The sequence below is a fragment of the Atrimonas thermophila genome (assembly GCF_045864955.1).
In the GTDB taxonomy this organism is placed as follows: domain Bacteria; phylum Atribacterota; class Atribacteria; order Atribacterales; family Thermatribacteraceae; genus Thermatribacter; species Thermatribacter velox.
Map to the genome: position 1 here is coordinate 134,894 of NZ_AP028803.1, position 20,289 is coordinate 155,182.

Here is a 20,289-nt window from a genome sequence, read left to right on the forward strand (position 1 = left end):
TATGGTTCATTTTTTGTTGGGAAGCTGGAAAATCATATTTCCGGCAAGGTGATGGCTTGAAAGAAAACATACTGGAAGTTGTTTCTGGGATGGATGTTTCTTACCCTTTTCAATAAAAAAACCACACTGGTTTTTGAAGACAGACTTGGGAAAATCTTTAGAAAGCCTTAGTTGCTGTTTTTAAAGACCCTTTGTTTACAAGATTTGCTGGAGTCTTACCAAATTTTTATTCGTTAAAAAGTTTATGGAGGGAAAATCTCAGTGAATATCTGGATTTTTAACCATTACGCTATTACGCCCGACCTTCCTGGTGGAACCAGACACTATGATTTGAGTAAAGAACTTGTAAAACGGGGACATAGAGTTACTATCTTTGCTTCGGATTTTGTGCACTACATTTACAAATACCATCGGACTACCCCGAGCAAGAAAGTTGTGGAAGAAAATGTTGATGGCATCCAGTGGGTATGGATTCGGACTTTTCCATATGCTGGAAACAACCAGCGAAGGATTGCTAATATGATAGACTTTGGTTGGAGGGTTTTCTGGGTAGCTTTTCGAAGAAGGGAGCGCCCGGATATAGTGATTGGTTCATCACCTCACCTTTTCACCCCTCTTGCGGCTTATCTTGTCGCCAGGCGTTTTAGGGTGCCGTTTATGATGGAAGTCCGGGATTTGTGGCCGCAGGTTTTTATCGATATTGGAAGGTTGAGGGAACAGAGTATTGTAACAAGATTGTTGAGGCTCTTGGAGAAATTTTTGTATGAAAGAGCGAAACGCATAATTATCCTTGGAACTCAAATGCAGGAGAAAATTGCTGCTTGCGGAATAAGCAAAGACAAAATTTCCTGGATTCCCAATGGAACAGATCTTTCAAGATTTAAGTCTACAGCTTGCGATTTTTCCGACGGCGACGAATTTAAAGTTATGTATATTGGTGCGCATGGTCCTACTAACGCACTGGATACCTTGATTGAAGCAGCCAGTATTATTCAAAAGCTTGGACTAAGTAAGATTAAGTTTGTTTTGGTTGGAGATGGTCCCGAAAAGCAAAAGCTGATGGGGCTATCTAATCAGTTGGGATTGAGTAATGTTGAGTTTAGAAATCCAGTACCAAAGACTAAGATTCCAGAAGTACTGAGTAAGGCTGATGTATTGGTTGCCACTTATGAGGTTTCATTTTCCAGTTCTGGGGGTAGTCTTAATAAATTAAATGACTATATGGCGGTTGGTAAGCCTGTTGTTTTAGCTGTCGAGACAGCGTATAATCCTGTAGAAAAGGCTAAGTGTGGTTTTACTGTTCCTCCTCGAAATTCGCAGGCTCTGGCTGATGCGATAATGGAACTTTATGAAATGTCTCCAGAGGACCGGAAAATCATGGGTGAGCGTGGAAGGCAATATGTTGAAGAATTTCACGACGTTAGGAGACTTGCCGATAAACTGGAGCAGATGATAACAGGTATTGCTTGATCGGTTATTGGATTTTTGAAGAAGGGTGAACAATGTCTTACAGGATTACCATCCTTGGCACAGGTTATGTAGGTTTGGTTTGCGGAGTGGGACTTGCTGATTTTGGCAATCGGGTTGTGTGTACAGATGTGGATGGCGATAAGATTGACCTTCTCAAAAAAGGTATTATCCCCATTTATGAACCAGGGATAGGAGAGTACTTTGAGCGCAATTGCAAAGAAGGTAGGCTCTGTTTTGAAAAAGACGTCGCTCTGGCGATAAAAGAAGGGGATGTAGTTTTTATTGTTGTTGGTACACCCTCGAGAAAAGATGGGGAAGTAGATCTTTCTTTTCTCTGGAATGCAGTGGAAGCTATTGCAACATACAGCACAACCCCTAAAACGGTTGTTGTAAAAAGCACTGTGCCGGTTGGCACCACTCGCAAAGTTGAAAGAAAGCTCAAAGAGCTTAATCCAGATGTGCCTTTTACCGTAGTTTTCAATCCCGAGTTTTTGAGAGAAGGGAAAGCCGTTTACGATTTTTTCCACCCGGATAAGGTTGTCATAGGTACGAAAGACAGAGAAGCTCAAGAGCTCATGCAAGAAATTTATCGACCTTTGTACCTTTTGGGAACCCCCTTTGTTTTCTGTAACTTTGAAACTGCTGAGCTCATTAAGTATGCTAATAATGCCTTTCTCGCCCTTAAGATTACTTTCATCAACCAGATTGCCAATCTTTGTGATGCGGTAGGGGCTGATGTTCAGGTTGTAGCCAAAGCGCTGGGCATGGATGGGCGCATCGGACCAAAATTCTTGCATCCTGGTCCTGGCTTTGGTGGAAGTTGTTTTCCCAAGGACATCAGGGCACTGGTTAAAATGGGCAAACGCTTTGGAGAAGAAATTAGCTTGATTGAGGAAGTTATTAAGGCTAATGAAAGGCAGCGCAAGAAGGTAGTGGAAAAACTGGAAAAACTTTTGGGTGACCTTGAAGGAAGAAAAATCTGTGTGCTGGGACTTGCTTTCAAAGCAGAAACTGACGATATCCGTGAATCTCCGGCGATCGATGTGGTGAGGATTTTGCTTGAAAGGAGAGCAAAGATACATGCCCATGATCCTCAGGCAATTGAAAATGCAAGGTCAGTCTTTGAAAATTCCGTTTCTTTCTTTGAGGACATGTATGAAGCAATGAAAGATAGTGACGCAATTTGCATTCTTACCGAGTGGAATTGTTACCGCAATCTGGATTTGGAAAAGGTCAGGTCATTTCTTAAGGGCAATGTAATCCTCGATGCAAGGAATGTGCTTGAGCCAGATAGAGTAAAGCAGAAAGGCTTTGTTTATGAAGGTATGGGGAGAAGATAGAATTTGTTTTGTAGGTTTGTGTTGTGAAATGATCTAAATTTGCTGATTTATCAAGCTTTTGGCCGATTCTTTCTTTATTTGACTTCTGATGGAAAAATTGAGGGAGGCCTATTCCCTGGAGAGAGTGCTTGGGGAAGTGGAAAAAGTGTATCGGAAGTTTCTTTCGGGTGTGAGCGTAAAGTGCTGAATGATTGGAATGTTGGTATGAAAACCCAAAAATAACCAAACCCTACCTTGCTCCTTTTCCAAAAAGCACAACCAGGATGGTTCGGGCAAGTATTTCAAGGTCGAGGCTTGGCGAGAGGTTGCGCAAATAATAAAGGTCATATTCGAGCTTCTCCCAGACGGTTTCTGGTCCTTCATCATACCTTCCGCAGACCTGAGCCCAGCCGGTTATACCGGGTTTTACTAAAAGCCGGGTTTCGTAATGAGGAATGAGCTTTTTCCACTGCTCCACAAACTCCGGGCGCTCCGGCCGGGGGCCTATCAGGCTCATATCACCCCGCAGGACGTTCCAGAGCTGAGGTAGCTCATCGAGGCGGGTTTTGCGAAGGATTCTTCCTATTCGGGTTATGCGGGGGTCGTTTTTTTGGGCAAGCACTGCTCCGGTTTCTCGCTCGGCATCAGGCACCATAGTTCGGAACTTGCAGAGGTTAAAGGTTTTCCCGCTTTTTCCAACTCGCACCTGCCAGTAAAGCACTGGGCCGGGGGAGTCAAGGCGAATCAAAAGAGCCACAATGGCAAAAAGTGGCGATAAAACAGCAAGCAAAATGCAGGAGGCTATGCGATCAAGAAAGTCCTTGATGGGCAGGTAGGGATTTTCTTCGAGCATTTTGGGGTAGTCAACAATGTCGGCGAGAACCAGCTTAACCTGCCCGTATCTTTCTTCAAAGAAGTAGAGTGCGCCCCGCAGGTCGTACTCGATACCTTCTTCTTCAAGAAAAGAGGTTATGTGAGAGCGCTCTTCAGGCTCAAGGATAAGCAGGAAACGGTCAACGCTCAAGTCCTGGACTATGTGCCGCAGGTAGTCGCGCAGTTCTTCTCGGGAGAGGTTGTTAACGTCGGTTCCACCAACCACCGTTCCCCGGATGGTGTTTTTCCAGTGCATGTCTTCAAACATTTTCCGGCCCTTTTCTCCGCGGTAAAGGACAAACAACCTGCCATTTTCCCTCTTGCGGAAGAAAGGAGCACGCAGGTAGTAAAAGAGAACAAAACTTAGAAAAACCCAGAGGAGGATGATCAGACGGGGAAACTCAAAAATGCGCAGGTAGAAAAGAGCGGTGGTAAAGATGAAAAAAGTCAGGATAGAAGAGACAATGAGGCGGGAGGAGGCAAAAAGCACAAAGCGAGAGCGCCTGGAATAGGTGCCAAGCACTGCATTGAGAAAAACCGGAAGAAGCGGAGCCAGAAAGAGCAAGTTGCTCAATGAAGAGAGAAGCCGCAAGACGTGTGGGTTTCCACGCAAAAGAAGGTGCAGCCAGAAGGAAGCATACAGCACCGTGAGACTTACCACGTAGTCAAAAAGAGGTAAGAATTTTTGCATTGTTTTCACTGTTTTTGGCCCTCTCTTTAAAGCTAATTGTAGCACAGGTAGCCGAGCACTGAAATCTTCGGGTCAGGTTTTTACTTTTTGTGTTTTTGTGGATGTCAGGATCCTGAAACGGGAGATTCTGGAACAGTAAGACGCCTACCTCGTCGTTCCGAACTTAAAGATGATTTTTTTTCAAGAGATGCTGTATAATTGAAAAGAGGGATAAGATGATGCGTAAGCCTTCTTTAGAAGCAGAAAAGGAGATAGCGAGGCTTGTTAAGGTTCTTGTTCGGCGATACCAACCCGAGAAAATTATTCTCTTTGGGTCTCTGGCACGTGGCAAGGCAACCGAGGAAAGCGATATCGACCTCCTCATAATCAAAAAGACCAAAGAGCCACGGATTTACCGCCGAAGCAAAGCCTTAAGGGGGATTCCCCGAAAGGTTCCTCTTGATGTCCTTATTCTGACTCCAGAAGAAGTAAAATTCCTCGAGGAGAAACAATCGCCTTTCATTCGAGAAATCACTACTCAAGGCAAGACCCTCTATGAGCGGAGACCCCTGGTTTGATTATGCCAGCGAGGATATCAAAGCAGGGGAAATACTTTATGCTCAAGGATTGTACCGTCTGGCATCGTTCCACGCCCAGCAGGCCGTTGAAAAAGCTTTAAAAGGTTTACTTTGGCGCCTGCATATCAATCCGCCCAGAGTTCACGACCTTGTTATCTTATATCACAAAGTAAGGAAATACTATCCCGATGTACGCCTTTCCGTGGATGAACTCGAAATCCTCAGTAGCATTTACCTGGAATCTCGTTATCCTGCCGATCTTGGGCTTCTGCCAAAGGGTGAGCCTACGGAGTTAGATGCAAGAAAAATCCTCGAAATTGCTCGGGGAATACTGCGAGAAATCTGGAAAGCCCTGCAGCCGGAATGACGACTTTGCCGTCGGTTCGGGATGGTCGATTTGAAGATATCGTCCAGTTTGGGGCGTTTTTTTGTGATGCTGGGGTTGGTTCAAGGTGATGTACCGTTTTGAGTTTCAGGCAAAAGGCTCTTCAAGCCTCGAGCAGCTTCCTGAGAAAGCCTACAAAAGACTCCAGCTCTTCGCGAAGCTCATCGAATACTGTATCTAAACGATCAACGAGATATGCCAGGCGGTGGGTGTCGAACCCAAAAGCATAAAACATTTCGAACCACATGGCGAAAGCGAAGGTATTCTTCGAGGAGTTACTCAGTTTTTTCAGATAAAACAGCCGGACGGAAAGGAGGATATTCTTTTGCCATTTGCCGAAGCAGATCTCGATGCCAGTTGCGTCCTGTGGGGACACCTTCGTCAATCATTTCGGCAACCCGTTTGGAGACCCTCTCCAGGCCAGTGTAAAAGTCGTGTAGGTTCAGAGCAACGGAATCGAGATACACATCCTGTTCCTGAGAGTGCTCCCGGGCAAGAGCCATTGAACGCTTGATACGGGAAACAACGTGTTTCAAGGCCAAAAGTTCCTGCTCTATGCGTTCTGTAAGCACTCGATAACGTTCTATCAGATCTCGACTCCTTCCGATTCGATAACTGCTCGAAGTGAAGGATTGCAACTTTGAATACCAACCAGATTCACTTCAATGTTTTCATCAAGGTCTCGCAAAAAGCCATGGCTTTGAAGGTGTCCTCAGGGCGCAATCCCCAGACTGCCAGATCCACGTCGGACCAAAGAGTGAAGCATTCCTCATGAACCAGAGAACCGAAAAGCACAACTCGTTTTACTCCAAAGCGCTATCGCAGGATCTCTGCTGCTCTGTGGGCAAGGACCCAGGCTTGAGAACGCCTTTTTTCGATCTCAGGAAAGGCTTTTTGTGACCGAGCAAAAAGGGCGCGCCGATATGCTGCAATATCTTCGGGTGTTACGTCTTTTGCCCTCTTTGCCATGTTGCTCACCTTTTCACAAATAGACCTGCTTCTATTGTACATCAATACATTACAGGCGGGAAATTTGGGAGGTTAGGGGGTCAGGTTTTTACTTTTTGTGTTTTTGTGGATGTCAGGATCCTGAAACAGGAGATTCTGGAACAGTAAGACGCCTACCTCGTCGTTCCGAATTGATAAATCCTCTGGATTTATTATCCCGAATTGATGAATCCGAAGGATTTACCATCCCGAACTGGCAAATCCTCTGGATTTGCCATCCTGAACTTGTTTCAGGATCTCAGGATCTCGGTTTTTCAGGATCTTTCTTTCGGTATTCCTTATTGCTATCATAAAAGCCATGTCAGGACAGAGAGTACTACGTTTACATTCTCACTAATAAAAGCAACCGGTTTCTTTACATTGGAGTGACCAAAAGCCTGCAGCGCAGAATATACGAGCACAAAAAGGGCCTTATGGAAGGTTTTTCGAAACGCTATAACCTGAAGAAGCTGGTTTACTATGAAGTTGCCCCCAGTATCAGGGAAGCCATTGCAAGGGAGAAGCAACTCAAAAACTGGCACCGTCAATGGAAAATCAAACTCATTACCCGGAGTAACCCCCAATGGAAGGACCTAAGCATAGACTTTTTCAGGTGAGAGGTAGTGAGATAGTGAAAGAATGGGATACTGAGACTATGGGATCCTGAAACAAGGAGATGCCGAGAAACGAGACCCTGAAACAAGTTCAGGGTGACCAAAACCTTTGGTTTTGATCAGTTCAGCGTGACGGATAAGCCGTCGATTCAGGGCGGCAACGAAAAAAACCGTTGCCGGTTCAGGGCGGTGTCGAAAAAAAACGTACCGGTTCGGCATGACAAATTCGAAGAATTAGTCAGCTTAGAGTGACAGACTTTTGAGATGCCGAAACGAGAGGATTCTGAAACAAGGAGAGTCTGAAACAACAAGGAGGCCCTAAAGTCCGTCATTCCCAACTGACGGCGAAGTCCGTCATTCCGGATTGGCGGCGGAGCCGTCATTCCGAACTCGTTTCGGAATCTCGGGGTTTGGGTTGAGCAGTAGGATGCTGAAATAAGGACACCGGCTCAAGGGATATGATTCCGAACAATGGTTTTCAAAGAGTGCTTCTGCAAGGGTTTAGCGCTGTCTTAAAAGCATTCAAAGTTCCTTTAATCTTTTTTCGACTCTGGAAATCATTGTGAAGTCTCTATCATCATGCAAATTTACAGGAGGCTACCGCAGGGCTTGCAGTGACGGAGGGGTTGGATAAGCAAGCGAGAATAAGTGGATTTTGGAGTCGCAAGATAGGAACAATAGACCAGGGTTGTGGTAGGAGTGATTGCTATTGCTTGTCTGTAGCCTGTCGATTACGCTGGATTTCTTGCACTACGTTGCGGACCGTAAGGCCTTCAAGCCACTGTTCCCGCTCTTGGGTATAGTCACCACTTCCTGTGGTAAATTCCTGCAGGAACCTGGCCATGCCTACGGGACCCAGGGCTTTGGTTAGTGCTTCAATGCCTCGTTCCCTGAGTTCCAGAGGGGTCATTTTTAGAGGAACCACTTCCAGCCACCTTCATCAGCCATAGAATGGGATTAGTAACCTTTACTTGCAAAGTGTCCTTAAGTGCTCTTTCAGCTCTTTGAGATTTTTTCTTTTTCTGTTTTTTACAAACTCCTCAAGGGCCATGTTTACGACTTCTTTTTTGGTTTTAACGCCTGCCAGCTTCATCGCCTCTTCAAGGAGTTCATCTTTTATAACGATGTTGGTGCGCATTTTTACACCTCCCGATACACATTCTAATGCCCGCTATAGGGAAGAGTCAAACGGTTGAGCACTTTCGGTTGATTACTGGTCAGAATGCTTCTTAAAGGTAATAAAGCTCTTTGTTTTCAGGGCATTTCTTCAAGGATGTGAATGATTTTTGCTGTGATTTCCAAATACTGCTTGAGCCGGGAAAATATCTCTTCGGCAACTCTTTCCCGGTAGGTGTGAGCGGTGGCATTGCGGTCTTCAATCATCCGAAAAAGGAGAGCCATGTCCGCTTCTGTGAGATACCCCAGAGAGAAAAATTCTCGAAAAGAAGATCGTGGTGACTTTGGGTAAAGTCCTTCTCGCTCAAGATAAGCTTTAATGGTTTTCCACAGGATTTCAAAGGTAAACTCAAAGCGTTGAATAGCTGAATCCCTGAAATAAGGATAATCTTCGCTTTCTATGTTTTTCTGGGTTTTGCTTACTGCTTCTTGAAGGCGCTTCCAGGCGTTTTTCAGGTCTTCGAGGTACAATCGGTGTCGATCCACAGGATCCCCTCTTTTTTGATGATTTCCTGCAGGCGCTGGTCGGCTTTTCTGTATTCCAGAAGATCGAACTTGTAGGGTAGGTTTGATTCTTCGAGGTAATCTCGAAGGAGGGCAAGGTCCATTGACAGGTCTTCGCTGGATACAAAGGCAAGGTCGATATCGGAAAAGGGTTTACCGGTGCCCCTTGCCCGGGAGCCAAAAAGGTAAACACGCACCTTTTTGCCCAGAAAATACTCCTGCAAAAACTCTCGCAGGTCTTCAATGGTGGGCATTCTCTTTTTTAAAATCTCGGAGTTTTTCCACTGCTCAGTTTTTCTCATTCTCTGATCCCTTCCTCTTCCTTTCAATTGTATCACAGCAGATATGCTATTTTTCTGGTTACTGGGTTGGTGGTTTAAAGGTTTGTTCTTACAGGTGTTTTGTGTGTTTACAGGGATCAAATTATTATTTTATGCGACACCCTAATAATTTGTAAGCAGACTGGTGCTGCCTGGCTCTTTCTGGATGAAGATAACGGGAGGCCCTTGTGACATAGTATTAAGGGAATGCATTATGAGAGATGAGCTATGTGAAAAGTGTGAACTACCAGCACCTATGTTATGCCTTAATGGTTTTTTCCAAGGATTTGCTGGATCCAGTCCATAACTATTCTTGCAATCTTTACAGCCTTTTGGGCATCTTCCTCGGTTGGTTGTCCATAAGGTAAGAGACCAATATCAGGTGGATAGCGAAGCCGGTACACGCGATTCAGGAAGTCCAGTTCCGAAAGTTCAACAGGTAGGTGCATACCACACGCCTCGAGCTCGCCGCTTATTTCCAGAAGGTTGTGAATTCGCCGGATTTTTACGCCCTTCTCAAGAAGGATAGCTTTGAATCCTTTTTCTACGGTTTGCTGGGCGTGGAAGCAGGTTTGGCGATATATCCCCATTTCGAGTGCTTTCTGGGCCATGATTAAATCTTCAAGGGCATAAGATAGCCACGTTTCAGTGATTTTTTTCATAAAGGACTTTGCCGTGTTCGAGGATATCCTCGATAAACTGACTTTCTTCTTTTCTCAAATACTCGATTTCTTCCGGGGTGTATACGAAGATGTCCAAAGCAACCCGGGGATAGCCAAGCAATGCCATCACTTCCATTACTCTTTCCAGGGGTCTTTTGTCGCTTTTTTTGACAAGCAAAAGGTCGATATCGCTTTCTTCTTTCACTTCGTCACTTGCCAGCGAGCCAAAAAGAATTATTTTCTCTGGCTGGTAATTTTCAATCAAAACACTCACTATTTTTTGTAGCTCTTCGATGAGAAGTTTTTTTCTTTTTTGAGCAACTTCGAACTCGAGCTTTTTCATTAGCAACCCAGGCGCAGGACTTGACTTTCTGCCCGCAACAGTTAACCTCGAGTTCATTATATCACAGCAGATATGCTATTTTTCTGGTTACTGGGTTGGTGGAGAGTGGATTTTCTGGAAGAAAGTAGTGAGACGCTGAAGCGAGGAGATGCTGAGATTCGTCATTCTAATACCCACTATGGGAAGGATAAAACGATTGAAAGGTCTCAACCGGCTGCCGATTGGAGCTTTCCTTCAAGGATGGCAAGGCCTTTTTGTTCCTGGAAGGCTTGTGGTAAACGTGAATTGTTCAACGACTTCCGCATAGAACCTCGTTATCCCGCCGATTTCAGGCTTTTGCTGGAAGGTGTATCTGCGGGTTTGGAAAAGTGGTAGTAGCTTTTGGGAAGTGCGTTTTTAGGCAGTGTTTGTGGTAGAATGATTTCGAATTAATTGTCCATTGATTACTTTGAGGTACTTCTGTGGGTGCAGTTTTGGCAAGGGCGGAAGCCATTATTAAAGAGGAAGTAGAAAAAGCAGGTTTGCGTTTGCAGCAGGTTCTTCTTTTTGGGAGCCGTGCTCGAGGCAAGGCTCACCCGGATAGCGACTGGGATTTTCTGGTAATTGTGGATCGCACCCTTGAAAGAACTGCTCGTATTCGCTTGGAAACACGCATCGGAGTACGCCTGGTTCTGGAGCGACTGCCGTCTGATGTGCTCATTCTTTCTGAAGATCAGTTTGCCAGGCAAAAAGAGGATGTAGGATGCATTGCTTACTATGCGGCGAAGGAGAGCATTACCCTTTGAGGAGCGAAAGCGTGCATGCTGGATCTTAAAAGCTGGATGGAGTGTTCGGGGTCAGGTCTTTACTTTTTGGGTTTTTGTGGATGTCGGGAACTTGGAACAGGAGATTCTGAAAACAATAAAACCTCACTCTGCTCCTTTGGTGCGAGAGAAAGGTGAATTTTAACCCCGAATTCTTTCAATTTTTCGGGTTATGCTTGACAGCGCTCAAAGGGTACGCCTACCATGGTAAAGAAAGGAGGCGAAGGACGTGGAACGGGAAATCATCGACAGATTAAAGGCACTCAAACCAGGCTTGCAGAAACTTTTTGGAATTACCGAGTTGGCTATTTTTGGCTCCTACGCCCGGGGCGAAGACAAAAGCACCAGTGATATTGATATTGTGATCCTGGAAATGGAAAGGAAAAACGGATTGGTTATTGCCAGGGCCAAACGATACTTGAGTGAACAGTTGGGGAAGGAAGTCGATATTGGACTCTGTGATTCGTTAAGGCCATTTATCAGAAGAAGGGTTGAGAAAGAGCTAATCTATGTCTGAGAGGTACTGGGAACTCTTTCTTTTTGACATTTTGGTTGCCATCTTGAAAATTGAGGAAGTAGCCAAAAACTTTAAAGATGCAGAAGAACTCAAACGTAATTTCGTAGCTTGAGATAGTATTATAAGAGAATTCGAGATTATTGGGGAAGCTACTGGAAAGTTGATTAAAGCCGGGGTTTTACCCGGAGAGTATCAGGAAATCGTTGATTTCAGGAACCTTTTGATTCATCGTTACTTTGGTGAAAAAGTTTTGAATGTGATCCAGAGCGATCTGGATGATTTTGCTGAAGTTATTACTCATCGGATTGCAACCCTTGATAGTGTCCTCAAGCAAGAAATTATTCGGGACCTGCTTGAAGAAAACCAGCATCTCCATTTTGTGATTGAATTCTTGAAAAAAACTGTCAACCTAAAGATTTTCCAAATAGTCTCATCCTTGCAGGTATCGAATTCTGCCTTAATTATCCTCTAAATTGCGTCAGCACTTTTACTCATACATCGCATTTCTGATATTTTTCCAACTTTAGATCTCTTTACCTTATGCCGCGACTGTCTTAAATTCTTTTCCTATATTGTCCTGCACCCCAGGTTATTATCAACAAGACCTCTGAAACAAGGAAATGCTGAAACCATGGGATGCCGAAATAGACCCTGAAACAAGTTCAGGGCGGTGTCGAAAAAACCAGCACTGGTTTAGGATGGCAAAAGCGAAGGATTTGTCAATTAGCCGCGATGTGCAAGGAAGACCCCAAAATGAGTTCGGCGGGTGTGGTAAGGGGTTAACGGCGAAGTCGCGACATGTGAAAGCCAGAGAGTGTTACTGGAGTTTTGAAAGGAAATTTTCGAGTTCAAGCTTAAAGGTTTCCTTAAGCTTCAGAGCGTCTTCAAGAACTAAAGATACCTTGCGTTCGTCTAATTCGTAACTGTAGGTGTGTCTGAAAAAATGTCTGAAACCTCGCAAGCTGTTAAGCAATTTGAAGCTTTCCTCAGAAATCAAAGCAGGTCTTACTCCCTCAATTTCCATTTTTATCCTTTTGAGAGGTTCTGCATGGTATTTTGATGGGTCTTCAATGCTGTTTTCGAAAGATCTAGCTACTATTTTAAAAAGATCTTCGTAGGTGCAGTACAGGTTGTGCAGTTGATAGGCGAGGCTTTCAAGCGCATGTATTCCTCTTTTTCTTTCTTCGATACGTTTGTATATCTTTACAATTTCATTCCACTGATTCATAAGTTCTGATTTCAGGATTGCGAATTTCCCTTCTTCCACCGTATTCCCTCCGTTTTCACTTTGTTCTCGAGCCTGTGGCCTTCAAGCTGTATAACGTCCACCTCTCTTTCAAGCTCCAGAGAAAGGTAAGAGATCATTTTGAAGAAGTCTTCATCTTTGAGGCCGTAAAACCCTATGTCAATATCAGAGTCTTTTTTGAAGCGCCCCGGTTTGGTGAGAGAGCCGAAAATGTAGGCTTCATCAAACTTTATCTGAGTGGCGACTTTTTCCAGTGCTTCTTCGACCTTTTTCAAAGTGTTCGTTCGCAAGCGTTCCAGCTCTTCTTTTCTGGTTTTGAGATATTTCTCCAGTATCTGGAACTGGAAACCCGGGGATTGCTTTTTCACTGCGTTTTCTCTCTTTGCAGATGAATTTCATTTATGCCCTTTAACTTCATTGTATTACACTTTACGCTGGCGTGAGGCTTTTGTTTTTGGTTTGTGAACATGTTGGACGGTTCTTAGAAATAGCTTTCTGCAAGAAGCTGATGTGGTCCAAAGCGTCTGAAAACCTGCACGGTACTTTCATCGTGTATAATAGATTTGCCCGGCGCCAAAGCAATGGGAGAGGCTTGAGAGAACCGTTTTGGCGTAGAGAGAATAGGAGGTGGGGGATAGGGTGCATGGGTAAAGAGCTTGTGAAGAGCTTTGAAAAATTAATCCCAGTTTTTGAAAGTTATCCGGAAATAAAACTGGTATATCTTTTTGGTTCCAGAGCAACGGGAAAACATTCTCCTTTGAGTGACTGCGACTTTGCTGTTTACCTGGACACAGATAGTTTCAAGCGCATGCACGATATCAGGTTTGAGCTATATGATCGGATAGGGCGTATTTTGAAGGAGGACAACGTGGATATTGTTATCCTGAATCTGGTGGAGTCGCCCGAATTCAAGTATTTAATCATCAAGGAGGGTAAGTTAATTTTTGAGAGAGAGCCCTACAAGGTGCTTGTTGAGCCAGGGATTCTCAATGAGTACTTTGATTTCCAGATGCTTCTCCGCCGCTATGGGCTGACTGGAACCTGACCATGAGCAGTCTCCAGGTTATAGAAAATAAAAAGAGTGCCGTTTTGAAATACCTGGGAATACTGGAGCGTTACAAAAAATACTCCCGCCAGGAGATAGAGAGCGATGTTGATATACGCGGTGCTTTAGAAAGATATCTTTACCTTGCAATTCAGGCAACAATAGATCTGACAGAGGCTATCATTGCCTATAAAGGTTTGCGAAAACCTGCTACGATGAGCGAGTCTTTTTATATTTTGAGTGAAGAGGGAGTAGTTGCTGCGGACCTCGCCAGAGAACTGGCTAAAATGGTAGGTTTTAGGAATGTAATTGCCCACGATTACCAGGATTTAGATTATGGCATTGTGCTTGATGTTTTGCATAACAGATTGAAGGACATTAAAAATTTTCTAAATGAAGTTTCTAACGCAATGGGCATCAGGTAGAGGTGTTGCTTGCCAATTCCCCTTATTTTTGCTTAAATGGAAGCCATGCAGAGCGGAAGAGAGCGATTTAAAATAACCCCGGCTGTAAGGCGGGAGATAGTGAAAATAGTGGATGAGCGAATGAGAGAAGCCCATGTGACCAGAGAAGACTTCTCTGAGTTGAAGGGTATTGTTGCTGAGTTAGCTCAGGCGCAAAGAGATCTTGCCGAAGCCCAGAAAAGAACTGAGGCAAGGTTAGATGGTCTTACTGTGAAGGTTGAAGAACTTACTGAAGCTCAAAAGAGAACCGAAGAAGTACGCACTCTGGCTGTGGGTTTGAAGCGCACTCGGGAAGACCTGGGAGGTTTATCCCGGAGCTTCAGTTATGCCTTTGAAAACGAAGCCTACCGCATGCTCCCCAAATTGTTAGAAGAGAAATATGGCATCCGGGTCAAGGAGAAGATAATTCGAACTGATATAGGCAATCAGGAAGTGAACTTCTTAGCCCGAGCTGAGAAAGAGGGTAGAGAAGTCTACTTAGTAGGAGAAGCCAAACTGAGACTTGATGATGGGAAAAAGAGAAAAGATGTTTGGAAAGAGTTAGAAGAGAAAGTGAAAGCTGTAAAGGAAGAATATGGAGAAGTAGAAGTAGTTCCTTTCCTGGTCACCCACTTTGCAACCAAAGGTTTCCTGAGGCAGGCTAAAGAGCGGGGCATCATTGTAGTGCAAAGCTTTGAGTGGTAGGTTTGAGGTGGCTTTTTCTTCGTTATCATTAGTGAAGTATCTGAGCAGAAAAATTGGTATCCAGGAATCTCATTTTTAACTATTCACCTGTTACTTCTTGAGTTACTGCTTTTTCCACAGTTTTCCTCTTTTCTCTTTAAAGTTTTCGGGTTTCTTTCCAGCTCGCACCTTGCCAAAATTTCCCTCTATTTTTGAAAGCATCGGGTGAAGTTTCACTCTTCCATTTTCTCTTGCCTCAAATTTCACTTGGTCTTCAGGTTGAAGGCCCGGAACAAAGGTTGTCGGTAATTTTAATGCACTTTTGCTCTGGGGATGAAGCGGTGATATTCTTCATACATCAGGGGAGAAGAGATTATAAAATCGGCTGATGCCCGATTGCAGGCAACGGGTATGTTCCACAGAACCGCTATTCGCAATAGAGCTTTTACATCCGGGTCGTGGGGAAGGGGTTCCAGGGGATCCCAAAAGAAAATAAGGAGATCTATTTCTTGATCAACAATTTTAGCTCCAATTTGCTGGTCTCCTCCCCAAGGGCCGCTCTGGAATTTGTGTATGGGAAGGCCAAGCTCTCTTTCCAGAAGAGCTCCTGTAGAGCCCGTTGCATAAAGGGTGTGTTCACTTAAGAGACCACGATTGAATTTTGCCCATTCCAGAAGGTCAGATTTTCTGTGATCATGAGCTACCAGCGCTATTCGCTTCTTTTTGGGAAGATTGATTATTTCGCATTTTTCGTGCATTGTTTTTCCTCCTTTGCTTAGCCGCCCTTCTGTTTCCCTCACACTGCAGAGGGGTGGAAGGGCGGCCGTTTGATGTTTTTCAGATTTTCAGCTTACGTTTCAACGAATGCAGTGTTTTTCCAGAAATCCAACCACCTGGTCTGGAAAATCTGTAAACAAGCCATCTATATTATACTCAAGAATAAAGCGATAAAGCTCTTCTTCAAATTCTGATAGTTTTCTGGTACATTGTCTTTTCGGAAAGTCCATGCGTGAATGAAAAGTCCTTTGTTTCGGATTTGCTCAACCAGCTTCGGATTTTTTTCTATATGACCTTTCCATATACCTATCCCATCCGCGTAACTGGCTATTTCTTTTAGTCCTTCTTCGGTAAGCATTTGAGCGTATTCCTCTCCACTGCCCACTAACTGGACCAGGGGAAGGCGAGTGCCAAGCTCAAAGCGCATTATTTTGAGACTTTCTGGATCGAAGCACTGGATGAAAACTCCAGCATCTTTCTCGGTATATCCGTATTTCTGGAGGGTATCCAGGAGGATTGCCTCAACTCCCTCAAACTGCTCCTTTTTGTGCCACCCGGGCTGCTTTAATTCGGGGTAGATGCCTACTTGTCTGCCGGTGCTTTTGTTGAGACCCTGTATTAACCTGATTACTTCTTCAAAGGTAGGCACTTCGAACTGCTGGAATTCTACTGGAAAGCGATCCGGAAAATAAGCTGTACCGTCAGCTTTTGAGCGTTCGTGCACCCGGAGTTTTTTAATTTCTTCCAGAGTGAAGTCGGCAGCGTACCAGTGCCCGTCGCTCCTTCGGCGTTCGGGGTACATCTCTTCGACATTTGTGGTGGGTTCAAGGTAAATATCGTGTAAACAGATTAAAATCCGGTCTTTAGTAAGGACCAAGTCTGGTTCTATATAATCTGCGCCCATCGCATAAGCCATGGCGTAAGCTTCCAGGGTGTGTTCTGGAAAATAGCCACTGGCTCCCCGGTGAGCGATTACCAGAAAGGAGGACTCTTTTTCGAGTGAACATTCCTTTTCAAATTCACAGGCGTAGCGCATCCAGGTCTCTATAGTTTGGGGATTTTGCTCTCTGATTCTAAATACTCTGGCTCCCCTCAGGCGGTCTCTCTCTTCACCTTCCAGGCCGTAAGTAGCAAAGCCTATATTGGCGTCATACCCCAGCTTGATTCCACAGTAGGTGCCCACGAAATCGTTGATGTGATCGTGACCCACAAAAATAACTTTAATATCTCCTCTTTGCAGGATAGCAGCGAATAGTCCACTGTTTATAGGCGAGTTACAAACGTCTTCGTTTTGTTACCCTATCATCCCGGTTTGTTCTGGGTTCATAGCTATTAATCTGTGTTCGGGCAGGGGAATGTGGGTAAAGAGAATGCCTGGTATTTTTTGACCATACTTTTTTTCCATTTCCACCGAAGTGTCCCAGTACCACCTGATTTGAGAAAATTTTATGAAATCATAGTTATGGTTGCCCTGCAGACCGTTCTTCAGTATGGCATCTTGTTCAAGGTTTCCGTCATACCAGGAATTGTTATCTTCAAGGTAAGCGTGGGAGTCAAGGCCCCAGACTGCAAACACCACCTGCTTGCCATCTGAAGAGTATACGGGCAGCACGAAATTTCCCGCTCCAGCGACTTCCTTGGGTCCACGCTGGCTGAGGCAGTGGGGAAAGGCTTCATAAATTTCCTGTTGTCGTTCTTTAGTAAGGCCAGTTTTTTCCATGTGATCTTCGTCGTGGTTGCCGTAAACGTGAGCCCAGGGTATTCCTCTTTTCTCCATAGGTGTCACCATTTGCTGTACATACAATCTGAACTCTTCTGCACTTTCAATTTCTCCGGTGCAGTTGTCTCCCACCAGTATCACGAAGTCTGGCTTTTCGAAATCGAGGATGTCATTCATGGCTTTTATGGTTCGGGGGTCGATGGGGAATTTGTCCTGCACGTCTGAGAACATGACGATTTTAAAAGTACCCGAGTCGTTGAATTTAAGCGTTGGTTTTTGGGAAGTGGCTTCCGCATAAGTCAAATACCCTGATAGGGACAGACTTAGGACCATTCCCAAAAGCAGCATTAAAAACAAAGTTGCCTTTTTCATGGTAAAACACCTCCTGCTGATTTTTTCTGATCAAGCTTAGGCGAAGTTTTTAAACGTAAATTAAAACCTGGATTAAAATTTTTTAGCTCAGAAAATCTGGCGTGTTGGGGCCCTGCTTGTTCAGGAGCTAGCAAGCAAGCTTGCTTGGGGGAATTGCATTTAAAGAAAGCTTACCGAGCCATGGATTTGGTTTGAATATGAGCTGTCGAGGGGGTAACTTTTATTTTTCCTGCAATAAAAGCTCTGAATCTTTCCCTGCTCTTGACCTTCTGGTGTATAATAATAGTGCAAATGATAATCAATTTCATTTGAGGGCGCGTTAATGGTGAAGCGAAAATGGAAGGAAATATTTCATAACTTTGATAAAAGGCCAACTCCTTCCCGTTGTGCCATTTTGGAAGTGTTCGAAGAAGAAAAAAGCCACCTTTCTGCAGAAGAAGTGCACGAGCGCTTGAAGCAAAAGAGAAAGAAAGTAGGCATTGCTACCGTGTATCGCAATCTGGATTTGCTTTCCCGGATGGGGATTTTGCGCAGAGTGAATTTTGGTGATGGAAGAGAACATTACGAGTTGGTGCAAACTTCGGAAACCCATCACCATCATTTAGTGTGTGTTAACTGTGGAAAGGCCATCGACTATAGCGAGCTTATGGATGAGGAGAGAGAGTTTTTGAACCGTCTGGAGAAAGAGCTTGAGAAAAAGCACGGTTTCCAGATTCAATCTCATCAGGTTTACTTTTACGGGTTGTGCGAGAAGTGCCAGTAGTTTTTGTGGGGTTTTGTTGATAATGATTATCAATATTAAGAAGGGAAAAAGGAGTGCCTTGCTTTGGAGGAGTGTGTGGTTTCGCTGATTGATATGAAGGCTGGCCAAAGAGGAGAAATTGTTCAGATTCTGGGTGGTAGAGGGATGGTGAGAAGATTATGGGTTTTGGGTGTTGTTCCCGGGAAGAAAGTGGAAAAAGTGAGCTCCTTGTTAGCCAACGGGCCGGTGGTGATACGCCTGGGCCAGCAGGAAATCGCCCTGGGCAGAGGAGTAGCCCAAAAGATTCTGGTAAAGGTGAACGGCTGAAAAAAATTGTTCTTGCTGGCAACCCCAATGTGGGGAAGAGCGTGCTTTTTACCAGGTTGAGCGGAGTTTATGCTTTTTCTTCCAACTACCCTGGCACTACAGTCGATTTTTTGAAAAGCAAGATTAAAAAGAACGGAGAGTGGTACGAACTTATCGATGCTCCTGGTGCTTATTCTCTTAAGGAGGAAGCAGAAGCCGAGCGGATTGCAGCCCGGCTGGTGGAAGAAGCGGATGTGGTTATCAACGTGGTGGATGCTACCAACCTGGAGCGCAACCTCTATCTCACCTTTGAGCTTGCTGAAAAGGAAAAGCCCATGATCGTGGCGCTTAATATGTGGGATGAGGCTAAAAAGGAGGGCATAGAGATCGATGTAAAGGCCTTGAGCGCCCTTTTAGGGGTTCCGGTTATTCCCATCGTTGCCACTACCGGTGAGGGCATTAAGGAACTCATGGATATTCTCCCTGCAGCGAGAGTACCCCGTCCAGTGTCTCCTGATCATGAGCGGCGCTGGGAAGAAATTGGCAAGGTTATAGAGCAGGTTCAGCATTTTTCCTACCGCAGACCGGGGTGGCGTGAGTTCTTCCAGAAAATCACTGTTTTGCCGGTGAGCGGCACTCTGATAGGCCTGGGAGTTATCGCAGGCATGTTTTTCTTAGTGCGCGCAATCGGTGAGGGAATAATTGCCTATGTTACCGAACCCCTTTTCAACGGTTTGTATTTGCCTTTACTTGAGAGATTAAGTGCTGCGCTTTCCGGACATCCTTTCTGGCACAGTGTTTTGATTGGCAAACTGATCGACGGCCAGATAGATTTTGAGCTTTCTTTTGGCTTGCTCACCAGTGGTCTTTATATCCCTTTAGGCGTGGTTTTCCCCTATATCCTGGCTTTTTACTTCCTGCTCAGTCTGCTTGAGGACGTGGGATACTTGCCTCGACTGGCGGTTATCCTGGATGGAGTTTTGCACCGCCTGGGTTTGCACGGTTATTCGGTCATTCCTGCTCTTTTGGGGTTGGGGTGTAATGTTCCGGGAGTGATGGCCACCCGGGTTCTGGAAAGTGAACAGGAACGCTTCATCATGGCTACCCTGATTTCCATTGCTGTGCCCTGTTCAGCCCAGCAAGCTCTGATTGTGGGGGTTCTGGCTTCTTACGGTGTAGCTCCCATTTTGATTGTCTATGGCACGCTGGCTTTGGTGGGTCTTGCTGTGGCCCTGCTTTTGAAATACCTGGTTCCGGGCTCCCGTCCTTCTCTTATTTGCGAGATGCCACCCTATCGCCTGCCTTTCCCCAGTGCTTTGCTTTCCAAGCTCTGGATACGCCTGAGAGGATTTCTGGTGGATGCTCTTCCCATAATGCTTTTGGGCATTGCTGGTTTGAACCTGCTCTTTTTGGCCAACCTGTTTCCATTGCTTGCCCAGGCGGTGAGTCCCTGGTTAGCCCGGGCGCTGGGTCTTCCTCGCGAAGCGATACTGATTATCATTATGGGTTTTTTGCGCAAGGATATGGCAATGGGCATGCTTTTACCTTTGAGCCTTTCAGCAAAACAGCTGGTTATCTCCAGCGTGGTCTTAAGCATGTTTTTCCCCTGTATTGCCACTTTTGTGGTCTTTTTAAAGGAACTGGGTTGGAGAAGGTTGTTACAGGGTATTTTGATAATGCTGGCTTCATCTTTTGGAGTGGGAACTTTGCTTAATTTTATCCTGTAGGAGGTG

The 20,289-nt window shown here is 44.9% G+C and carries 31 protein-coding genes; 15 read left to right on the plus strand and 16 right to left on the minus strand.

Features of this window, described 5'->3' with window-relative positions:
* Positions 1-261 precede the first annotated feature (261 nt).
* Both ACKTT1_RS00765 and ACKTT1_RS00770 read left to right on the plus strand, forming a co-directional pair.
* Positions 262-1,470, plus strand: a complete 1,209-nt coding sequence (locus tag ACKTT1_RS00765; protein WP_412709810.1) for a glycosyltransferase family 4 protein — start codon at positions 262-264, stop codon at positions 1,468-1,470.
* A 32-nt stretch (positions 1,471-1,502) separates the two neighbouring features.
* Positions 1,503-2,810, plus strand: a complete 1,308-nt coding sequence (locus ACKTT1_RS00770; protein ID WP_412709811.1) for a UDP-glucose dehydrogenase family protein — start codon at positions 1,503-1,505, stop codon at positions 2,808-2,810.
* Positions 2,811-3,039: 229 nt separating this feature from the next.
* On the opposite strand, the gene ACKTT1_RS00775 is transcribed toward ACKTT1_RS00770, so the two are convergent.
* Positions 3,040-4,353, minus strand: a complete 1,314-nt coding sequence (locus tag ACKTT1_RS00775) for a sugar transferase (RefSeq protein ID WP_412709812.1) — start codon at positions 4,351-4,353, stop codon at positions 3,040-3,042.
* A 215-nt stretch (positions 4,354-4,568) separates the two neighbouring features.
* Here ACKTT1_RS00775 and ACKTT1_RS00780 point away from each other — a divergent pair, with 215 nt between their 5' ends.
* Complete coding sequence (locus ACKTT1_RS00780; RefSeq protein WP_412709813.1) at positions 4,569-4,910, plus strand: nucleotidyltransferase domain-containing protein; 342 nt, start codon at positions 4,569-4,571, stop codon at positions 4,908-4,910.
* Complete coding sequence (locus ACKTT1_RS00785) at positions 4,888-5,277, plus strand: HEPN domain-containing protein (protein WP_369018015.1); 390 nt, start codon at positions 4,888-4,890, stop codon at positions 5,275-5,277. The genes ACKTT1_RS00780 and ACKTT1_RS00785 overlap by 23 nt, the downstream gene beginning before the upstream one ends.
* 121 nt (positions 5,278-5,398) lie before the next feature.
* On the opposite strand, the gene ACKTT1_RS00790 is transcribed toward ACKTT1_RS00785, so the two are convergent.
* From ACKTT1_RS00790 to ACKTT1_RS00805, 4 genes are all read right to left on the minus strand, one after another.
* Positions 5,399-5,542 (minus strand): hypothetical protein, encoded by a 144-nt coding sequence (locus tag ACKTT1_RS00790; protein WP_412709814.1) that lies wholly within the window; start codon positions 5,540-5,542, stop codon positions 5,399-5,401.
* A 28-nt stretch (positions 5,543-5,570) separates the two neighbouring features.
* Positions 5,571-5,867: a hypothetical protein gene (locus ACKTT1_RS00795; protein WP_412709815.1), complete on the minus strand. Its 297-nt coding sequence runs from the start codon at positions 5,865-5,867 to the stop codon at positions 5,571-5,573.
* A gap of 85 nt (positions 5,868-5,952) precedes the next feature.
* Positions 5,953-6,090 carry a hypothetical protein gene (locus ACKTT1_RS00800; protein WP_412709816.1) on the minus strand — a complete coding sequence of 46 codons (138 nt, stop codon included), beginning with the start codon at positions 6,088-6,090 and terminating at the stop codon, positions 5,953-5,955.
* Positions 6,091-6,111: 21 nt separating this feature from the next.
* On the minus strand, positions 6,112-6,264 hold the full coding sequence (locus tag ACKTT1_RS00805; protein ID WP_412709817.1) for a hypothetical protein: 153 nt from the start codon (positions 6,262-6,264) through the stop codon (positions 6,112-6,114).
* Between the two features lie 365 nt (positions 6,265-6,629).
* Here ACKTT1_RS00805 and ACKTT1_RS00810 point away from each other — a divergent pair, with 365 nt between their 5' ends.
* Complete coding sequence (locus ACKTT1_RS00810; protein ID WP_412710519.1) at positions 6,630-6,899, plus strand: GIY-YIG nuclease family protein; 270 nt, start codon at positions 6,630-6,632, stop codon at positions 6,897-6,899.
* A 703-nt stretch (positions 6,900-7,602) separates the two neighbouring features.
* Here the strand turns inward: ACKTT1_RS00810 and ACKTT1_RS00815 are convergent.
* The 6 genes from ACKTT1_RS00815 to ACKTT1_RS00840 form a co-directional block, all read right to left on the minus strand.
* Complete coding sequence (locus ACKTT1_RS00815; protein ID WP_412709818.1) at positions 7,603-7,821, minus strand: hypothetical protein; 219 nt, start codon at positions 7,819-7,821, stop codon at positions 7,603-7,605.
* A gap of 42 nt (positions 7,822-7,863) precedes the next feature.
* Positions 7,864-8,034 carry a type II toxin-antitoxin system VapB family antitoxin gene (locus ACKTT1_RS00820; RefSeq protein ID WP_412709819.1) on the minus strand — a complete coding sequence of 57 codons (171 nt, stop codon included), beginning with the start codon at positions 8,032-8,034 and terminating at the stop codon, positions 7,864-7,866.
* 116 nt (positions 8,035-8,150) lie between these two features.
* The gene (locus tag ACKTT1_RS00825) at positions 8,151-8,558 is read right to left on the minus strand and encodes an HI0074 family nucleotidyltransferase substrate-binding subunit (RefSeq protein WP_412709820.1); all 408 of its coding nucleotides are present in this window, start codon (positions 8,556-8,558) and stop codon (positions 8,151-8,153) included.
* The gene (locus ACKTT1_RS00830) at positions 8,525-8,878 is read right to left on the minus strand and encodes a nucleotidyltransferase family protein (RefSeq protein ID WP_412709821.1); all 354 of its coding nucleotides are present in this window, start codon (positions 8,876-8,878) and stop codon (positions 8,525-8,527) included. Before ACKTT1_RS00830 ends, ACKTT1_RS00825 begins: the two co-directional genes overlap by 34 nt.
* Before the next feature lie 284 nt (positions 8,879-9,162).
* Entirely contained in the window at positions 9,163-9,558 is a 396-nt protein-coding gene (locus ACKTT1_RS00835) for a HEPN domain-containing protein (RefSeq protein ID WP_412709822.1), read from the minus strand.
* Positions 9,542-9,901 (minus strand): nucleotidyltransferase domain-containing protein, encoded by a 360-nt coding sequence (locus ACKTT1_RS00840; RefSeq protein ID WP_412709823.1) that lies wholly within the window; start codon positions 9,899-9,901, stop codon positions 9,542-9,544. The genes ACKTT1_RS00835 and ACKTT1_RS00840 overlap by 17 nt, the downstream gene beginning before the upstream one ends.
* A gap of 72 nt (positions 9,902-9,973) precedes the next feature.
* Here ACKTT1_RS00840 and ACKTT1_RS00845 point away from each other — a divergent pair, with 72 nt between their 5' ends.
* The 4 genes from ACKTT1_RS00845 to ACKTT1_RS00860 all read left to right on the plus strand — a co-directional run bounded on the left by ACKTT1_RS00845 (position 9,974) and on the right by ACKTT1_RS00860 (position 11,693).
* Positions 9,974-10,276 (plus strand): hypothetical protein, encoded by a 303-nt coding sequence (locus ACKTT1_RS00845; RefSeq protein WP_412709824.1) that lies wholly within the window; start codon positions 9,974-9,976, stop codon positions 10,274-10,276.
* 86 nt (positions 10,277-10,362) lie between these two features.
* Positions 10,363-10,686 carry a nucleotidyltransferase domain-containing protein gene (locus ACKTT1_RS00850; protein WP_412709825.1) on the plus strand — a complete coding sequence of 108 codons (324 nt, stop codon included), beginning with the start codon at positions 10,363-10,365 and terminating at the stop codon, positions 10,684-10,686.
* 247 nt (positions 10,687-10,933) lie between these two features.
* On the plus strand, positions 10,934-11,221 hold the full coding sequence (locus ACKTT1_RS00855) for a nucleotidyltransferase family protein (RefSeq protein ID WP_412709826.1): 288 nt from the start codon (positions 10,934-10,936) through the stop codon (positions 11,219-11,221).
* Between the two features lie 121 nt (positions 11,222-11,342).
* On the plus strand, positions 11,343-11,693 hold the full coding sequence (locus ACKTT1_RS00860; RefSeq protein WP_412710520.1) for a HepT-like ribonuclease domain-containing protein: 351 nt from the start codon (positions 11,343-11,345) through the stop codon (positions 11,691-11,693).
* Between the two features lie 345 nt (positions 11,694-12,038).
* On the opposite strand, the gene ACKTT1_RS00865 is transcribed toward ACKTT1_RS00860, so the two are convergent.
* Entirely contained in the window at positions 12,039-12,488 is a 450-nt protein-coding gene (locus ACKTT1_RS00865; RefSeq protein ID WP_412709827.1) for a hypothetical protein, read from the minus strand.
* Positions 12,461-12,835, minus strand: a complete 375-nt coding sequence (locus tag ACKTT1_RS00870) for a nucleotidyltransferase family protein (protein WP_412709828.1) — start codon at positions 12,833-12,835, stop codon at positions 12,461-12,463. The genes ACKTT1_RS00865 and ACKTT1_RS00870 overlap by 28 nt, the downstream gene beginning before the upstream one ends.
* A 275-nt stretch (positions 12,836-13,110) precedes the next feature.
* On the opposite strand from ACKTT1_RS00870, the gene mntA reads away from it, so the two are divergent.
* Genes mntA through ACKTT1_RS00885 form a run of 3 tightly spaced genes read left to right on the plus strand, consistent with a single transcriptional unit; the run spans position 13,111 to position 14,660 of the window.
* Positions 13,111-13,512, plus strand: a complete 402-nt coding sequence (mntA, locus tag ACKTT1_RS00875; RefSeq protein ID WP_412709829.1) for a type VII toxin-antitoxin system MntA family adenylyltransferase antitoxin — start codon at positions 13,111-13,113, stop codon at positions 13,510-13,512.
* Between the two features lie 2 nt (positions 13,513-13,514).
* Positions 13,515-13,937 carry a type VII toxin-antitoxin system HepT family RNase toxin gene (hepT, locus tag ACKTT1_RS00880; RefSeq protein WP_412709830.1) on the plus strand — a complete coding sequence of 141 codons (423 nt, stop codon included), beginning with the start codon at positions 13,515-13,517 and terminating at the stop codon, positions 13,935-13,937.
* 36 nt (positions 13,938-13,973) lie between these two features.
* Positions 13,974-14,660 (plus strand): hypothetical protein, encoded by a 687-nt coding sequence (locus ACKTT1_RS00885; RefSeq protein ID WP_412709831.1) that lies wholly within the window; start codon positions 13,974-13,976, stop codon positions 14,658-14,660.
* Between the two features lie 290 nt (positions 14,661-14,950).
* Here ACKTT1_RS00885 and ACKTT1_RS00890 read toward each other — a convergent pair whose 3' ends face one another.
* From ACKTT1_RS00890 to ACKTT1_RS00900, 3 genes are all read right to left on the minus strand, one after another.
* Positions 14,951-15,397 carry a methylglyoxal synthase gene (locus ACKTT1_RS00890; RefSeq protein WP_412709832.1) on the minus strand — a complete coding sequence of 149 codons (447 nt, stop codon included), beginning with the start codon at positions 15,395-15,397 and terminating at the stop codon, positions 14,951-14,953.
* A gap of 164 nt (positions 15,398-15,561) precedes the next feature.
* A complete protein-coding gene (glpQ, locus tag ACKTT1_RS00895) occupies positions 15,562-16,626 on the minus strand; it encodes a glycerophosphodiester phosphodiesterase (protein WP_412709833.1) in 1,065 nt (354 codons plus the stop codon).
* An 84-nt stretch (positions 16,627-16,710) separates the two neighbouring features.
* A complete protein-coding gene (locus tag ACKTT1_RS00900) occupies positions 16,711-17,508 on the minus strand; it encodes a metallophosphoesterase (RefSeq protein WP_412709834.1) in 798 nt (265 codons plus the stop codon).
* Between the two features lie 322 nt (positions 17,509-17,830).
* Here ACKTT1_RS00900 and ACKTT1_RS00905 point away from each other — a divergent pair, with 322 nt between their 5' ends.
* The 3 genes from ACKTT1_RS00905 (at position 17,831) to ACKTT1_RS00915 (ending at position 20,283) form a co-directional block, all read left to right on the plus strand.
* Entirely contained in the window at positions 17,831-18,271 is a 441-nt protein-coding gene (locus ACKTT1_RS00905; protein ID WP_412709835.1) for a Fur family transcriptional regulator, read from the plus strand.
* A 63-nt stretch (positions 18,272-18,334) separates the two neighbouring features.
* On the plus strand, positions 18,335-18,577 hold the full coding sequence (locus ACKTT1_RS00910; RefSeq protein WP_412709836.1) for a ferrous iron transport protein A: 243 nt from the start codon (positions 18,335-18,337) through the stop codon (positions 18,575-18,577).
* 5 nt (positions 18,578-18,582) lie between these two features.
* The gene (locus ACKTT1_RS00915; protein WP_412710521.1) at positions 18,583-20,283 is read left to right on the plus strand and encodes a FeoB small GTPase domain-containing protein; all 1,701 of its coding nucleotides are present in this window, start codon (positions 18,583-18,585) and stop codon (positions 20,281-20,283) included.
* Positions 20,284-20,289 lie beyond the last annotated feature (6 nt).

Bases quoted from the DNA above. Each gene is read 5' to 3' on its own strand.
- ACKTT1_RS00770 (WP_412709811.1), top strand. From the start codon at position 1,503: ATGTCTTACAGGATTACCATCCTTGGCACAGGTTATGTAGGTTTGGTT.
- ACKTT1_RS00775 (WP_412709812.1), bottom strand. From the start codon at position 4,353: ATGCAAAAATTCTTACCTCTTTTTGACTACGTGGTAAGTCTCACGGTG.
- ACKTT1_RS00780 (WP_412709813.1), top strand. From the start codon at position 4,569: ATGATGCGTAAGCCTTCTTTAGAAGCAGAAAAGGAGATAGCGAGGCTT.
- ACKTT1_RS00785 (WP_369018015.1), top strand. From the start codon at position 4,888: ATGAGCGGAGACCCCTGGTTTGATTATGCCAGCGAGGATATCAAAGCA.
- ACKTT1_RS00790 (WP_412709814.1), bottom strand. From the start codon at position 5,542: ATGTGGTTCGAAATGTTTTATGCTTTTGGGTTCGACACCCACCGCCTG.
- ACKTT1_RS00805 (WP_412709817.1), bottom strand. From the start codon at position 6,264: ATGGCAAAGAGGGCAAAAGACGTAACACCCGAAGATATTGCAGCATAT.
- ACKTT1_RS00820 (WP_412709819.1), bottom strand. From the start codon at position 8,034: ATGCGCACCAACATCGTTATAAAAGATGAACTCCTTGAAGAGGCGATG.
- ACKTT1_RS00830 (WP_412709821.1), bottom strand. From the start codon at position 8,878: ATGAGAAAAACTGAGCAGTGGAAAAACTCCGAGATTTTAAAAAAGAGA.
- ACKTT1_RS00835 (WP_412709822.1), bottom strand. From the start codon at position 9,558: ATGAAAAAAATCACTGAAACGTGGCTATCTTATGCCCTTGAAGATTTA.
- ACKTT1_RS00840 (WP_412709823.1), bottom strand. From the start codon at position 9,901: ATGAAAAAGCTCGAGTTCGAAGTTGCTCAAAAAAGAAAAAAACTTCTC.
- ACKTT1_RS00845 (WP_412709824.1), top strand. From the start codon at position 9,974: ATGCTATTTTTCTGGTTACTGGGTTGGTGGAGAGTGGATTTTCTGGAA.
- mntA (WP_412709829.1), top strand. From the start codon at position 13,111: ATGGGTAAAGAGCTTGTGAAGAGCTTTGAAAAATTAATCCCAGTTTTT.
- hepT (WP_412709830.1), top strand. From the start codon at position 13,515: ATGAGCAGTCTCCAGGTTATAGAAAATAAAAAGAGTGCCGTTTTGAAA.
- ACKTT1_RS00885 (WP_412709831.1), top strand. From the start codon at position 13,974: ATGGAAGCCATGCAGAGCGGAAGAGAGCGATTTAAAATAACCCCGGCT.
- ACKTT1_RS00890 (WP_412709832.1), bottom strand. From the start codon at position 15,397: ATGCACGAAAAATGCGAAATAATCAATCTTCCCAAAAAGAAGCGAATA.
- ACKTT1_RS00900 (WP_412709834.1), bottom strand. From the start codon at position 17,508: ATGAAAAAGGCAACTTTGTTTTTAATGCTGCTTTTGGGAATGGTCCTA.
- ACKTT1_RS00905 (WP_412709835.1), top strand. From the start codon at position 17,831: ATGGTGAAGCGAAAATGGAAGGAAATATTTCATAACTTTGATAAAAGG.